At 50.3% G+C, this 14,967-nt stretch carries 16 protein-coding genes; 9 read left to right on the top strand and 7 right to left on the bottom strand.

The features are described from left to right. Positions 1–16: 16 nt before the first annotated feature. The 7 genes from treP to KNQ12_RS07170 form a co-directional block, all read right to left on the bottom strand. The gene (gene treP, locus KNQ12_RS07200) at positions 17–1,456 is read right to left on the bottom strand and encodes a PTS system trehalose-specific EIIBC component (protein WP_214747147.1); all 1,440 of its coding nucleotides are present in this window, start codon (positions 1,454–1,456) and stop codon (positions 17–19) included. A gap of 182 nt (positions 1,457–1,638) precedes the next feature. Beyond that, positions 1,639–2,346 carry a trehalose operon repressor gene (gene treR, locus KNQ12_RS07195; RefSeq protein WP_214747144.1) on the bottom strand — a complete coding sequence of 236 codons (708 nt, stop codon included), beginning with the start codon at positions 2,344–2,346 and terminating at the stop codon, positions 1,639–1,641. A 128-nt stretch (positions 2,347–2,474) separates the two neighbouring features. Continuing rightward, positions 2,475–3,122, bottom strand: a complete 648-nt coding sequence (locus tag KNQ12_RS07190; protein WP_214747141.1) for a DUF4352 domain-containing protein — start codon at positions 3,120–3,122, stop codon at positions 2,475–2,477. Positions 3,123–3,133: 11 nt separating this feature from the next. Then, positions 3,134–4,492 carry an alkaline phosphatase gene (locus tag KNQ12_RS07185; protein ID WP_214747137.1) on the bottom strand — a complete coding sequence of 453 codons (1,359 nt, stop codon included), beginning with the start codon at positions 4,490–4,492 and terminating at the stop codon, positions 3,134–3,136. Positions 4,493–4,662: 170 nt separating this feature from the next. Continuing rightward, positions 4,663–5,637, bottom strand: a complete 975-nt coding sequence (locus tag KNQ12_RS07180; RefSeq protein WP_214747134.1) for a hypothetical protein — start codon at positions 5,635–5,637, stop codon at positions 4,663–4,665. Beyond that, entirely contained in the window at positions 5,630–6,496 is an 867-nt protein-coding gene (locus tag KNQ12_RS07175) for an ATP-binding cassette domain-containing protein (RefSeq protein ID WP_214747131.1), read from the bottom strand. The genes KNQ12_RS07180 and KNQ12_RS07175 overlap by 8 nt, the downstream gene beginning before the upstream one ends. Beyond that, positions 6,490–6,858: a GntR family transcriptional regulator gene (locus KNQ12_RS07170; RefSeq protein WP_023469524.1), complete on the bottom strand. Its 369-nt coding sequence runs from the start codon at positions 6,856–6,858 to the stop codon at positions 6,490–6,492. Before KNQ12_RS07170 ends, KNQ12_RS07175 begins: the two co-directional genes overlap by 7 nt. A gap of 156 nt (positions 6,859–7,014) precedes the next feature. Between KNQ12_RS07170 and prfA the strand changes: the two genes are divergently transcribed. From prfA to KNQ12_RS07125, 9 genes are all read left to right on the top strand, one after another. After that, positions 7,015–8,073 carry a peptide chain release factor 1 gene (prfA, locus tag KNQ12_RS07165; protein ID WP_023469516.1) on the top strand — a complete coding sequence of 353 codons (1,059 nt, stop codon included), beginning with the start codon at positions 7,015–7,017 and terminating at the stop codon, positions 8,071–8,073. After that, a complete protein-coding gene (gene prmC, locus KNQ12_RS07160; protein ID WP_214747128.1) occupies positions 8,073–8,921 on the top strand; it encodes a peptide chain release factor N(5)-glutamine methyltransferase in 849 nt (282 codons plus the stop codon). Before prfA ends, prmC begins: the two co-directional genes overlap by 1 nt. A gap of 8 nt (positions 8,922–8,929) precedes the next feature. Next, positions 8,930–9,916 (top strand): L-threonylcarbamoyladenylate synthase, encoded by a 987-nt coding sequence (locus KNQ12_RS07155; RefSeq protein WP_217448999.1) that lies wholly within the window; start codon positions 8,930–8,932, stop codon positions 9,914–9,916. A gap of 17 nt (positions 9,917–9,933) precedes the next feature. Further along, positions 9,934–10,449, top strand: coding sequence for a low molecular weight protein arginine phosphatase (locus tag KNQ12_RS07150; protein ID WP_023469513.1), 516 nt, complete (start codon positions 9,934–9,936; stop codon positions 10,447–10,449). Between the two features lie 5 nt (positions 10,450–10,454). Next, positions 10,455–10,895, top strand: coding sequence for a ribose 5-phosphate isomerase B (rpiB, locus tag KNQ12_RS07145; protein ID WP_214747125.1), 441 nt, complete (start codon positions 10,455–10,457; stop codon positions 10,893–10,895). Continuing rightward, a complete protein-coding gene (locus KNQ12_RS07140; RefSeq protein WP_214747122.1) occupies positions 10,895–11,434 on the top strand; it encodes a TIGR01440 family protein in 540 nt (179 codons plus the stop codon). Before rpiB ends, KNQ12_RS07140 begins: the two co-directional genes overlap by 1 nt. A 111-nt stretch (positions 11,435–11,545) precedes the next feature. Beyond that, entirely contained in the window at positions 11,546–12,805 is a 1,260-nt protein-coding gene (gene glyA / locus KNQ12_RS07135; RefSeq protein ID WP_023469510.1) for a serine hydroxymethyltransferase, read from the top strand. Between the two features lie 74 nt (positions 12,806–12,879). Then, positions 12,880–13,548 carry a response regulator transcription factor gene (locus KNQ12_RS07130; protein WP_214747119.1) on the top strand — a complete coding sequence of 223 codons (669 nt, stop codon included), beginning with the start codon at positions 12,880–12,882 and terminating at the stop codon, positions 13,546–13,548. Next, positions 13,545–14,900, top strand: coding sequence for a HAMP domain-containing sensor histidine kinase (locus KNQ12_RS07125; protein ID WP_214747116.1), 1,356 nt, complete (start codon positions 13,545–13,547; stop codon positions 14,898–14,900). Before KNQ12_RS07130 ends, KNQ12_RS07125 begins: the two co-directional genes overlap by 4 nt. The last annotated feature ends 67 nt before the right edge of the window (positions 14,901–14,967 follow it).

The following is a 14,967-nucleotide window of genomic DNA, read 5'->3' as shown; positions in this document are numbered from 1 at the left end:
ACACACCTTTCTGAAATTACGCCGCTTTTTTCAGTGCGGCTTTTTTTGCGCGTTTCGTTGAGACATAGTGGAACAGGAACGTACAGGCAATAGGAACGATAATTGCGATTACCATGCCGACAATGAACGATAGAATCGACCCGGGTACGATCGAGATGAAAGCAGGTAAGCCACCGACACCGATTGCAGGAGCAAGGACACCGCTGACTGCGATGAAGGCAGACGCGATTGCTGATCCGACGAGTGCCGCATAAAACGGATATTTGAATCGAAGATTAACCCCGAACATCGCTGGTTCCGTGATCCCAAAGTAAGCGGATAGTGCCGACGTTGACGCCATGTTCTTATCGTTGACGTTTTTCGCGAGGAAAAGCATCGCAAGCGTTGCTGAACCTTGAGCGATGTTCGAAATCGCGATCATCGGCCAGATGAACGTCGTTCCGCTCTGTCCAATCAACTGTAGGTCAACAGCGATGAACATGTGGTGCATGCCGGTGATGACGAGCGGCGCATAGAGTGCGCCGAAGAGTAAGGCACCAAGTAACGGAACAGCTTCGAACGTATTGACGACACCAATCGTAATCCAGTCACCGACTTGACGCGTGACCGGTCCGATGACGGCAAGGGCAAGGAATCCGGTCAATGTGATCGTCGTAATCGGTACGACGAGTAATTGAATCGCATTCGGTACGCGTTTTTTGAGCCATCGTTCAATCGTACTAAGGACATAAGCAGCGGCGAGCACAGGGAGTATTTGTCCCTGATAACCGACTTTTTCAATTTCAAAGAGACCGAGAATGTTGAACGTCGGGATTTCACCTTTTAGAGCACTTTGTCCGTAGTTCCATGCGTTTAAGAGATCTGGATGAACAAGCATCAGACCCATGACGATCCCGAGAATCTCACTTCCGCCGAAGCGTTTCGTCGCTGACCAACCGACGAGTGCCGGGAGGAAGACGAAGGCGGTGTTTGCCATCATATTGATGAGATCCCAAAGTCCTTGTAAGTTTGGATAACGATCGATCATCGTCTTGCCACCGAACTCGATACCGAATAGATTATTGATTCCCATTAAGAGACCAGCAACGATGATCGCCGGGATGATAGGCATGAAGACATCAGAAAAGACTTTGATCAACTTTTGGAACGGATTCATCTTGGCAGCGCCAGACGATTTAACATCTGCGATCGTCGTTGCCTGTAAACCGGTTAATTGAATGAATTCTGCATAGACCCGGTCGACGTCTCCGGCACCAATGACGATTTGATAGACACCCGCGTTCAAGAACGAGCCTTTGACGAGCGGAACTTCAAGTAAGGCTTCTTGATCGACAAGCTCTTGATTCTTAAGCGTTAAACGAAGACGGGTGACACAGTGAGCTGCCTGCTCAACGTTCTCCTTACCTCCGATGTTCTCAATGATTTGCTCTGCAATCTGACGATAGTTTGGTTTCATCTCGATGCTCCTTTTTGGAAGTGACATACTCGACCACTTTTGAAATGAAAACGTTTTCTTATCTGCGCACACTTATCTTAACTTATCTATATAAGTTGGTCAAGGACTTATATAGATAAGTTAGGGAGAATAAAAAAGAGAGAATCCGTCATCTACGAATTCCCTCATCTTGCAGCCTATATTCAACGCCGTGCAATATCAGTGAACTGAAACTTATCGAGCCGGTGACGCGATTCCGTCCGTTCGAAATGTTGTCCTTCATAGAAATACGTATCGTTCGTGACGACGATGACGTGTGTCATGTCGTGAAGATCAAGTCGTTCTTGGTCTTCCATTGTCGCAGGGCGAGCTTCAATCTTTCGTTTTGCGTAGCTGATCTGCCGACCAAGTGTCTCTTCGATGTACTGATAGATCGAACCTTGAGCGATGTCAGTCGTGAGTCCGGGTACGAGTGCTGTCACGAAATGATTGATGTCACGGATGACACGTTCACCATCGATTTGGCGAATTCGCTCGATGCGCGTCACGTTCGTTCCTTGTGCCACATGCAATAACGAAGCGAGCTCAGGACAGGCGGAGAGCACTTCGCACGATAGCACATCCGTCTCGACGGTATGACGCCCCATCCGGCGATGTGCTTCCGAGAAGCTGACGATGCCGTTGAATTGGAACTCGATCGCTTCTTGCGACAGGACGAAGACACCTTTCCCCTGGTGTTTACGGACGAAGCCTTTTTCTTGCAGGGCATCAATCGCTTTTCGAACCGTTCCGCGGCTCGCCTCGAATTCATGCATCAATTCCGTTTCAGAAGGTAATTTCGTTTCGGCCGGGAGCGTTCCTTCCTGAATCCGCTGTGCGAGCTCGTGATAGATGTTTAAATACTTCGGCATATGATCCGTCCTTTACACTCAAATAATGTCTTTAGTGTAGCATGGAACGATTACAGGCATCAAAATAGCTCCACCTATGATCCGGATATGACCGGAAAATAGATAGAGCGTAGAAGTGTGAATGTCAGTCAACGAAGAGACGTCGAAAACGTCGTTCCTTTTTTGAGGACATCTTGTTTTTCATCGAGAACATCACTCGTCAAGAGTTCAATCGAGTCAACCGGATGTTCCAAGATGAAGCCGAAGTTACCACTCCGTGACTCGGACGGGGCGTAAGTCTTCGCAAGCGACTCCAAATAGACGTCGTCCTCGAGCGTCTTTTCTGTCGCAGCATCGAGTTTGAAGTGGGCGACAGGATTGAACGTGACCGGTTCATTACTTGTGTTCTTGATCGTGACCCGTGTCTTGATCAAATCAAAGGATTCATCGTGCGTAAAGCCATGGAAGAAATCAATCATGCCATAGCTTGGACGAGCATGGAATACTTTGATCTCTTCGATCGTCATCTCGATCGGACCAATCTTCTGTGTTTCGTTCACTCGTTTGAATTGTTTAAGCGTCAGGTCGCCCTTATCATCCGTGACGGTCTGATCGATTTTTGTCAAATCGCGATCGTCTGGAATTTGTGGGTTTGGAACGTAGGCGCTTGTTTTTTCAAGCGATACCGGCTGCTCCTGTTTCGCAGACGCTGGTTCTTTTGGTGTGTCTTGTGATGCTGAAGTGCCACAACCAGCGAGCACCGTCCCGAGCATCAAAGTAGCAAGTATCTGTCTCATGAACATTCTCCTTATTTCTTCGATTTCAAGAGATTGAAGATGATTTTCGCGTGATCCGTGTTGTCGACTTGTCCCGCGAAACGTTCTTTAGCAGGACCGAACGCATAGACCGGTACGTCTTCACCTGTATGTCCACCTGTCGTCCAGCCTGTATGCGAGCGTTCGTTGAAGATTTCTTCAATCGCATTATCAATCTCGAGTAATTTCTTCGATTCAGCAGCGCGGGAGACGCTATCGATTTCTTTGTCCGTCAAGGCGAGTTTGTCCTGATCGATATACGTCGTCAACGTCTTGCGGACGTCCGCACCATCGACGATTTTTTGCGCCATGAAGTCAGGTGTTTTCTTTGCCGCTTTGATCGGTTCAGCGAACCAGTTATAGATGCCATCTGCACCGATTGAATATCCACCCGTTGAGTGGTCAGCTGTCGCGACGACGAGTGTATGTTTATCCTTCTTTGCAAATGCGATCGCGGCTTTGAATGCCCGCTCGAAGTCTTCCATCTCACTCATGGCACCGACGATATCATTGTCATGACCGGCCCAGTCGACTTGGCTACCTTCGACCATCAGGAAGAATCCTTTTTTATTCGAGTCGAGTCGCTTAATGGCAGAGTTCGTCATTTGTTCAAGCGATGGGACCGAGTTTTCGCGGTCAATCCGTTTTGGTAATCCACCATCTGCGAACAGACCGAGGACTTGTTTGTTTTTATCACCTTGCAATTGATCCAGATCCGTGACGTAACTGTAACCGTCTTTTTTGAATGCTTTCGTCAAATCAACATCCGGACGGACGAAGTTCGACTTACCGCCACCGAGCATAACGTCAATTTTATGCTTCCCATTGACGCGTTCCTTGAAGTAATCGTCTGCGATCGCGTTCATGTTCTTTCGGCTCTCATCATGAGCACCGAACGAAGCAGGTGTCGCATGCGTGATTTCCGATGTTGCAACGAGTCCTGTTGACTTACCACGTTCTTTCGCTACTTCAAGGACGGTCTTGACTTCCGATTTATCGTTATCAACGGCAATCGCTGCATTATACGTCTTGATGCCGGATGACATCGCTGTTGCTGCGGAAGCGGAATCGGTGACGTTTTCCTTCGGATCTTCCGGATAAGTCATCTGTTGACCAACGAGGTATTGGTCAAACGCTGTTTTTTCAGCAACCGGTGTCGATGGATCGTTCTTTAAGTAACGATGTGCTGATGTATACGAGACCCCCATCCCGTCGCCGATCAAGAAGATGACGTTCCGGATTTCCGGTGATTTAACAGGTTTTGTCTTTGCTTCTGCTTCAGGCATCGAGAGCATCGTACTAAGGGAAAGGGTTGATAAGGCAAAAATCGGAATGATACGTTTTAATTTCATAAGAGTTCCTCCTCGAAAGGTGCTGGGGTTTGATGATTGATACGACCTACAAACTCCACCTTACGGATAGAATGTGAAATCCATGTTTATCGTTTGTAAAGCTTTGTGAAGAATCGATGACAAAAAAATGGACCTTCTGAAAAGTCATTTCAGAAGGTCCATTCGTTGCATTAGCGACTCCACCCAATCATCCGACGATACGAGCTAAACGTCGGCCAGGCGAGAATCGCGATCGCGAGCCAGTACAGGAACTGGTTCTCAGACGAAATCAGACCGATGATGCCAGCGAGCAGAATCGTCGTATAGATCGAGAAGGTGATGATGAGTGCTGGATGTAGTTTCGGGAAAATCGTGAAACGCCCGAGACGTTCGTTCGCACCTTTGACATAGAGACGACTACCGAAAATCAGTAAGATAACCGTCAAGGCTAAACTGAACAACACAGCATAGGTGATGTTGAAATCGGTATTGTACTCGAAGAAGAGCGCAAATGGCGTCGTGATCGTCATCAAAAAGCTTGTTGGTTTGTCTAACTCTTCATAGCCCACGCCAAAACCCAGTTGACCGATAGCATAGATACTGAAATACGTGAAGTAATTCAAGAACAAGAAGAACGTTCCGAGTAACAGTTGTCCGATGATATCACCAGCAATCGTTCCGGCGAATAAGAAGATCGTCAAAATCGTCACATCAAATAGAAGGAATAGACCAAAATCTTGAAGGAGTGACGACCACGTGACGTAATCAAACGGATTGATACCGAATGCTTGCAGTAATAACCAACTAGCAAAAAAGCCGATGATCGGGAAGACGATCAATGTCACGACACCGATGATCCATTTGATCCAGAACAACCAGACCTTCGGGAATGGGAGTGCATGCAAGATCAAACTACGACCACTTCCACGCTCAGAGCCGAGCATCAGGATTGCGAAGACGGCAATCAGAATCGCTGCGAACCCAGCGAAGAACGGACTGACGAGTACAGTGTTGAGTAGATCGGGTTGCTGAGACACATCGTATTTTTCGAATTCATTGATGACGGTATAACTGCCGAACCCATAACTGAAGATTGCGAGCAGAATGAAACAAGCGAGAGGCCAAATACCTTGCTTGATATGATAGCGGATCAATTGCTTAACCATGTCGTTTCCCTCCAAATGTCCCTAAGAAGTAATCTTCCATCTGCACTGGCAAAGCATCCTTTAAGAGAGGGCTTGTCGTTTCAAGATAACGTGCGCCTTCATCCGATAAGACGAGTAACGTCACGACCCGACCCGTTTGGGATAAGACGTGGAGATCGACATGACTGAGCTCTGGAACATCTTCATAGACGACTTGCCATTTCTGCATGCTAGCTTTGGCATCGTCGAGTGCCTTTGGTTCGCGGACGAGGTGTTTTTCGATCGTCATGACACGATCGGCAAGGGAATCAAGTTCTTCGAGTTGGTGCGAAGCAATCAGAACGGCTGTCTGGCGCTCCGCGAGTAATGAGACGAGTTGTTTCAGATAATCACGTTTGTTGATCCGGTCAAGTCCATCAGTTGGTTCGTCGAGTAAGAGAACCGGAGCATTGGTTGCAAACGCGAGTTGGAGAAGGAACAACTGGGCTTGTCCCTTTGATAAAGATGTCACGCGACGACCACGATCGAGATTCGACGAGCGACAATAATTTTCGATATACGTCTTTTCGAAATTCGGATAGAACGCATTGTAGAAGTTGATCAGTTCGCCAAGTGTCATTTGACGATAGACGGAGACGGAGTCCGGAACGAGAAAGAGGTGCTCCCGCGTCTGCGGGACATGGTGAATGGATTCGTTGTTCCATTCGACCTTTCCGCGTGTCGGCTCGAGGGCTCCGACGAGTGTTTTCAGTAACGTCGTTTTTCCGGCACCATTACGACCGATCAACGCGGTGATCGTTCCTGCTGGCAGGGTGAAGGATGCATTTTCATAAATCATGGTACGGTCAATTTGTTTCGTTAGATGAGAAACGGTCAACATGAGGAATCCTCCCTTATGTGTAAGATGAGTTGATAGAGTTCTTCGTTTGAGATCGAGAGTTCGTCGGCGACGGAACAAAGACGGATGAGTGGATCTTGAATAGCGGCTTGTTTGACTTCACTGAGGGGAATATCTGAGATGAAGGAGCCTTTGCCGCGCATCGTGACGATGAAGTTGCGGCTCTCGAGTTCCTGATAGGCACGGGAGACCGTGTTCGGATTGACAAGGAGTGTACCGGCAAGTTCACGAACGGATGGCATCTGTTCGCCGGAGCGGAGTAGACCACGAGCAATCGAGCGGATGATTTGCGTGACTAACTGTTCATAAATCGGCAAGGGACTTTTCGGATCGACGGTGAACATTTCTTCACCTCCTTAAGTGTACTAGTTCAATTAATACACCAATTATAGGAATTTCGAATCGGTCTGTCAATGTTTCTTTTCGAGAAGACGGTTACGCCAACGATCGCAATATTTGCTATACTGACGACAGAAGAACCGCCAGGAAGGATGACCGAGATGTTGGATCGATTGAGTGCCTTAGAGGACCGTTATGAAAAACTGAATGATATGTTGGCTGATCCAGCCATCATCAATGATACGAATCAATTACGCGAGGTCTCAAAGGAGCAGTCGCAGCTTGCCCCAACCGTTGAGACATATCGCGTCTATCGCGAGAAGATGGAAGCCTATCAAGAGGCACGTCAGATGTTGACAGATCCGGAGATGCGCGACCTTGCGAAGGAAGAAGTCGCGATGCTTGAGCCGGAGATCAAAGAGCTCGAAGCGAAGCTGAAAGCTTTACTCTTACCGAAGGATCCGAATGACGATAAGAACGTCATCGTCGAGATTCGTGGTGCGGCAGGGGGAGATGAGGCAGCCTTATTTGCGGGTGACCTGTTTAAGATGTACTCGAAGTTTGCTGAGAAACAGAACTGGAAGATTGAGATCATCGACGCGAGCTATACGGAGCTCGGTGGTTATAAAGAAATCATCTTTATCGTCAAAGGAACAGGCGCCTACTCGAAACTGAAGTATGAGAACGGGGCACACCGCGTCCAACGCGTTCCGTCAACGGAATCGGGTGGACGGATTCATACATCGACCGCAACGGTTGCCGTGTTACCGGAAGCAGAAGACGTCGAGGTCGAAATCCATGATAAGGATGTCCGGGTCGATACGTTCACGTCGAGTGGACCGGGTGGACAGTCCGTCAATACGACGCAGTCCGCCGTCCGTGTCACGCACGTGCCGACGGGGATTGTCGCGAGCTGTCAGGATGAGAAATCGCAAATCAAGAACAAGGAAAAAGCGATGAAAGTTTTACGGGCGCGTGTCTACGATAAAATTCAACGCGAACAGCAAGCGGAGTATGATGAAAAACGAAAGTCGGCTGTTGGTACGGGTGACCGTTCAGAGCGGATTCGGACGTATAATTTCGCCCAAAACCGGGTGACGGACCATCGCATCGGATTGACGATTCAGAAGCTTGATCGAATCTTGCAAGGCGAGATGGATGAAGTCATCGATACGCTCGTCATGGAACATCAGGCGCGAGCATCGGAGGCGGCAAACTGATGCGGATCGCAAAACGTCTAAATGAGGCAAAAACGATGATGGAACAAGCAGGACGCGAGGGTTCAAGTGCCGAATGGTTACTCATGCACGTCTTAGAAGTCGACCGGACCGGACTCCTTGTCCGCTTGTCCGATGAATTGACACCGGAGCAGGATTTACGATTCAGTGAATACTTGCTTGCTCATGTGCACGGTGTGCCCGTTCAGCATTTAATCGGCTATCAGCCGTTTTACGGACGGGACTTTCGTGTCACACCGGATGTCTTGATTCCACGACCGGAAACGGAAGAGTTGATCGTCTTCGTGACGGAGCGTCTCAAACGCGAGACGTTCGCCGCGGGACAAATCGTCGACATCGGTACCGGTAGCGGGGCGATTGGAATCACGCTCGCCCTCGAACTCGAGCAACCGGTCACGACCGTCGATATTTCACCAGCTGCAATCGCGGTCGCGAAGCAAAATCAAGCAGCGCTTGGTGGAGACGTGACGTTCCTTGAAGGAGATTTACTCGCACCGCTCGCAGATGATTCCGTCCGGGTGCTCGTTTCGAACCCTCCTTATATCGAGGAAGAAGAATTACTCAGTGAAGTCGTGTTCGATCATGAACCGCATCTCGCCCTGTTTGGCGGAAAAGACGGTCTCGTCTTTTACCGACGTCTCGTCGAGGAGAGTGGACGGGTCTTACGCGACGATTTCCGACTGATTGCGTTTGAAATTGGACACAATCAAGGACCAGAAGTGCAAATGATGTTAAAAGAACGTTATCCAAATGCGGAAACGGGTATTTTAAAAGATATAAACGGTAAAGACCGTATCGTGTATGCGGAACGAAAGGATTGTACAGCGTGAAGACGGAAATGATTGACTTACAGACGATGGATGAAGCAGTTCGGTTATTGCAGGAAGGAGAGGTCGTGGCGATGCCGACCGAGACCGTTTATGGTCTCGCAGGAGACGCAACGAACGAAGCGGCTGTTCGGCGAATCTTCGCCGCGAAGGGTCGACCTTCCGACAATCCACTGATTGTCCATGTCGCATCCGTAGAACAGGCACATCAGTTCGTCACGCACATTCCAGATGTCGCGGCACGTTTGATGGAGGCGTTCTGGCCAGGAGCCTTGACGATCATCCTCGAATCGAACGGCACCGCATCCACACTCGTCACAGCAGGACTAGATACGATCGGATTACGGATGCCAGACCATCCGCTCGCGCTTCAATTAATTGAAGCGACAGGGCTGGGCCTCGCAGCACCGAGTGCCAACCGTTCCGGAAAACCATCACCGACGTCATCTGCGCACGTCGCATATGACCTCTCGGGACGCATCGCTGCGATCGTCGATGGAGGGGAAACGGGCATCGGGGTCGAATCGACTGTCATCGATTGTACGATGACGCCACCGGCGATTTTACGACCGGGTGGCGTGACACGCGAACAAATCGAGTCGGTCATCGGTCCTGTCACACTCGATCCTGCCTTATCGATGAAAGATGTTACACCGAAGGCACCCGGGATGAAATATACCCACTATGCGCCGGAAGCAACACTGTCCGTCGTCGAAGGGGATCTTTCATTCTTACAGCAACTCATCGATGATGCGCGACAAACCGGACACAAGACGGGCGTTCTCCTGTTTGACGGGGAGGATGTCGACGCAGATGTCCGCTGCTCCCTTGGTAATTCGATGGAGACGGCGGCACAACGTCTTTACGATTGTTTACGGCGATTTGATCAGACGACGGTGGATCAGATTTTTGTACGAGACCTATCAGAAGAAGGGGTGGGGCTTGCGGTCCGCAACCGCCTCCATAAAGCAGCAGGTGGTCGGGTCATTCGCCCTTGAAGAAGGAGGATACGGAGATGAGCACACGTCGCGTTTTATTCATCTGTACAGGAAATACATGCCGTAGCCCGATGGCGATGGCATTACTACGCTCGAAGGTCGCTGATCAGGAATTCGACGTCCGTTCAGCAGGACTACGTTCGATGCAAGGATTTGATGCGTCCGAGAACGCCTTACAAGTGTTGCGCGAGCGCGGGATCGAACTCGAGCACTATACGCAAGTCTTTGATGATGTACTCGGACGTTGGTCTGACATCATCTTGACGATGACGCGTCAGCACAAGCAGGAAGTCGGTGAACGCTATCCGGAACTGAAAGAACGGACGTTCACCTTATATGAATATGTGACAGGGCTTGAACGGGATATCAACGATCCGTACGGCGGATCGATGAACGTCTACCGGCAAGTACGTAATGAACTCGAACCCCTCGTCAACCGTCTTGTGTTAAAATTGACGCAGAACGGAAACGGAAGAAAAGCTCCGGATACACGGAAACTTCCGAAAAAACAACCTAAACAAACGGGGGAATAGTAAAGATGAAAGTAGCAATCGGCGCGGATCATGGCGGTTTTAAGTTAAAGGCAGAAATCAACGACCTCTTACAAGAGCTCGGCATCGACTATACGGACTTCGGTACGCATTCAGCCGAATCGATCGATTATCCGGATGTCGCGATTCCAGTCGCTGAGGCAGTCGCAAGCGGAGAGTTTGATCGTGGTATCTTGATTTGTGGAACAGGGATCGGGATCGGAATCGCAGCGAACAAAGTCAAGGGCATCCGAGCAGCACTCGTCCATGACACGTTCAGTGCGAAAGCGACACGTCAGCACAACGATTCGAACATCTTAACGATGGGCGAACGCGTCATCGGTCCAGGACTGGCTCGTGAGATCGCACAGCTTTGGCTTGAAACGGAATTCGAAGGCGGACGTCATGAGAACCGCGTTTGCAAAATCTCAGATTATGAGGTGAAGTAATGGACTTGACACGCATCCAGCACGATTTAGAAGAAGCACTGAACGCTCTGGATGAACGATTTTCCTTAAAAGGAAAATTGCTCGTGATCGGCTGTTCGACGAGCGAAGTCATCGGCAAACAAATCGGCAAGGCCGGTTCACCAGAAGTCGCGGACGCGTTGTTCGACGTGTTTGATGCCTTTCGTCGGTCGCACCAAGTCGATCTTGCCTTCCAAGGCTGTGAGCATATCAACCGAGCGCTGACGCTTGAGCGGCAAACAGCAGAACGACTCGGACTGGATCCAGTGACGGTCGTTCCCGTTCCGGAAGCCGGTGGATCGATGGCAAGTGCTGCCTATCAGCGCTTCTCGGCACCGGTCGTCGTCGAAGCGATTCAGGCAGACGCCGGGATTGATATCGGGGACACGTTCATCGGGATGCACTTGAAAGCTGTTGCGATTCCCGTGCGCTTGCCGCACAAGGAAATCGGTGAGGCACACGTGACGGCAGCCGTGACACGACCGAAATTAATCGGTGGAACACGTGCTAAATACGAATGATTGATGCAAGGGGTTGCGCACCCCTTGCTTTTTTGATGTTGTTTTTAGGGATGCCGGGAACGAAACATTCGTGTTAAGATAGGTCTATCGAAATGAAATGGGGGAATTCAGATGGAACAAACACCGCTTACGTATCTGAAACAACAAGATGAGGCACTCTTTTCGGCAATGCGCCAGGAATTAGGTCGTCAACGGGATAACATCGAATTGATCGCATCCGAGAACTTCGTCTCGCAAGCTGTCATGGAAGCACAAGGCAGCGTCTTGACGAACAAGTACGCAGAAGGTTACCCAGGTCGTCGTTATTATGGTGGCTGTGAGTATGTCGATCTCGCTGAGAATCTAGCACGCGACCGCGCGAAGGAAATCTTCGGAGCGGAGCACGCGAACGTGCAACCACACTCGGGTGCACAAGCGAACATGGCGGTCTACTTCACGATTCTCGAGCAAGGCGATACGGTCCTCGGGATGAACCTCTCGCACGGTGGCCATCTGACGCACGGTAGCCCCGTCAATTTCTCCGGTGTCCAGTACAACTTCGTGGAATACGGTGTCGATCAAGAGACAGAGATGATTGATTACGACGTCGTCGCACAATTAGCAGAAGAGCACAAACCAAAATTAATCGTCGCGGGCGCATCGGCGTATCCGCGCGTCATCGACTTCAAACGTTTCCGTGAAATCGCAGACAGCGTCGGTGCTTACTTGATGGTCGACATGGCACACATCGCTGGACTCGTCGCAGCAGGTCAGCATCCGAACCCGGTCGAGCATGCACACTTCGTCACGACGACGACGCATAAGACGTTGCGTGGTCCACGTGGTGGGATGATCCTCTGTAAAGAAGAGCATGCGAAAGCGATCGATAAAGCGATCTTCCCAGGCATTCAAGGTGGTCCACTCATGCACGTCATCGCCGCGAAAGCTGTCGCGTTCGGTGAAGCACTGGCACCTGAGTTCAAGGACTACATCGGTCAAGTCGTCACGAACGCGAAAGTCCTCGGTGAGGAATTGACGAATCGTGGACTCCGGATCGTTTCAGGCGGAACGGACAATCACTTGCTCCTTGTCGACTTGCAACCGCTCGGGATCACAGGGAAACTCGCTGAGCATGCCCTTGACGAAGCCGGTATCACGGTCAACAAGAACACGATTCCGTTCGACCCAGCGAGCCCGTTCGTCACGAGCGGTATCCGAATCGGAACGGCTGCGATGACATCACGTGGCTTTAAGGAAGCGGAGATGAAAGAAATCGCCGAGTTGATCGAACTCGTCTTGAACCACCCAGAAGAAGCAGACGTTCTCGCACAAGCACGTGAGCGTGTCGTTGCTTTGACAGGTCGTTTCCCACTCTACCCAGAGCGCGGATGATCGTCATCCCCTTCGTCCTTTTCGTTATGAGAAGGGGAAGGGGATTTTTGTTTGTCTAAAAAAGGAGGCGTACGATGTATATTCTAGTCGTTGAAGATAATCCACATATCCAAGCACTTGTCGTATCGACGTTACAAGCCGACGGACATTCCGTTCGAGCGACAGCAAACGGAAATGAAGCGCTCGCTTGGATTGACACGATGACGTTCGAAGCAGCGGTGCTCGATGTCTTGCTTCCCGGGCAGACCGGTCTCGTCCTGTGTGAGCGATTACGGCAAAACGGGGACATCCCGATCTTGATGCTGACGGCGCTCGGTGAACTAACGGATAAGCGGGACGGTTTTGCAGCAGGTGCTGATGATTACATCACAAAGCCGTTCGATCCGGAAGAATTAGTGTTTCGGCTTCACGCCGTGGCTCGGCGCTATCAAAAAGCGGCGCAACCCGTCTTACATCTCGGAGATGTCACGATCGATAAACGCAGTCAGCTCGTGACGATCCAGTCGACCGAGTGGACACTTCCGCGGCGCGAATTCGAATTATTACATCAGCTAGCTAGTTTTCCGGGACGGGTATTCAGTCGCGAGGAATTGATTGAACACGTCTGGGGACTTGATTTCATGGGAGATGACCGGACGATTGACGTCCACATCAAACGACTCCGTGGACGCTTAAAGGAGACGAATCAGGTGAAGATTGAGACGGTTCGTGGACTCGGGTACCGGTTGGAGGTCGAATCATGAGATCCCTCTATACGAAAATCGTCGGACTCGTCTGTGTCGTTCTACTCGTATCCGCACTGTTAGCGCTTTTAATCAGTAACATTGCCTACTATTCGTTTTGGCAGGACAGCTATAGCCAAAAAGTTGAGGAAGCGGTCGAGACAGCGATTGATTATTACGAGACGCACGGTGACGGAAAGACGGAATCGTTTTACCGGATGTTACAAGCGACTGGCTTTCAACTATATGTGCAGACCGAAGACGGAACGGAGCGTTACGGAAATCCATTTCGTGATGAAACGCTCTCAAGTCAAATCGTCGAGCAAGTGAAAAATGGTCAACCGTACTACGGGATGCGTGAGTATCCGTTCCACCTCTTCTTGCTCGGTCTATTCGACAATGAAATCATCAATACGTACGGGACGTCAGTCAAGACGGCGCAAGGAACGGATGCGATCTTCGTCCGTCCGGACTTGAGTCGGCAAATCCGTGAGTTGCACCTGTTCGTCGGTCTGTTTCTCGGATTGCTTGTCGTGATCAGCTTCCTCTTGCTTGTCTTCTCCATCCGGTATCTCGTGCGTCCGATCCGGCGCCTGACCAAAGCGACGGAACAGATGGCGTACGGTGACTACGGAATCCGCGTCGGAACGAAGGCACGCGATGAGATTGGAGAGCTGTCCCGACGCTTTGACGAGATGGCAACGGCAGTCGAAGCGTCTGATACAGAACGACGCCGGTTCGTCGCAAACGTTTCGCATGAATTTCAGTCACCGCTGACGACAATCTCGGGGTACGCGGGACAACTCGACGTGACGGGAGAAGACGTCAGGAGACGGGCAATCATTCAACAAGAGGCAGCGCGAATGTCGGAGCTGACGCGTCAATTATTGATCTTAGCGAAGCTCGATGAAGGACGGCGCTTCAAGCGGCAAGCACTCGATCTACGCGCGAGTCTAGAGACGACACTCGCAACACTTGCCTTTCAGCTCGATGAGCAAGGCATCGCCGTCGCACTCGATGTATCGCCAGCGCTACAGATTCAAGCAGATGCTAGAGCGCTCGAACATGTTTTCCAAAACGTCATTCGAAACGCTGTTTCGGTCTCAGCCGAAGGAGCGACGATTCACATTCAAGCGGAAGAACAAGTGAATCAGGTCATCGTCCGAATCAAGGACGAAGGACCAGGCATGACCGAACAACAGATGGAACATGCCTTTGAACGCTTTTATCAAGGTGATGTATCCCGCACGTCGCGCGGGACGGGTCTTGGGCTTGCGATCGTCAAAGAGACGATGCGCCAACTTGGTGGGGATGCGAGCTTGTCGTCCGATTCATCCGGTCTGACTGTGACATTGATTTTTTTACGTACTTGACGCGTGCGTTCATGTTCCGTTCATATTGCAGTCGTATCATCAATCCTGTAGCGAACATACAGGAGGG

The organism is Exiguobacterium sp. s11, assembly GCF_018619015.1.
GTDB lineage: Bacteria > Bacillota > Bacilli > Exiguobacteriales > Exiguobacteriaceae > Exiguobacterium_A > Exiguobacterium_A indicum.
The sequence above is the reverse complement of the archived record's forward strand: the minus strand, read 5'-3'. Positions and strand labels throughout refer to the sequence as shown.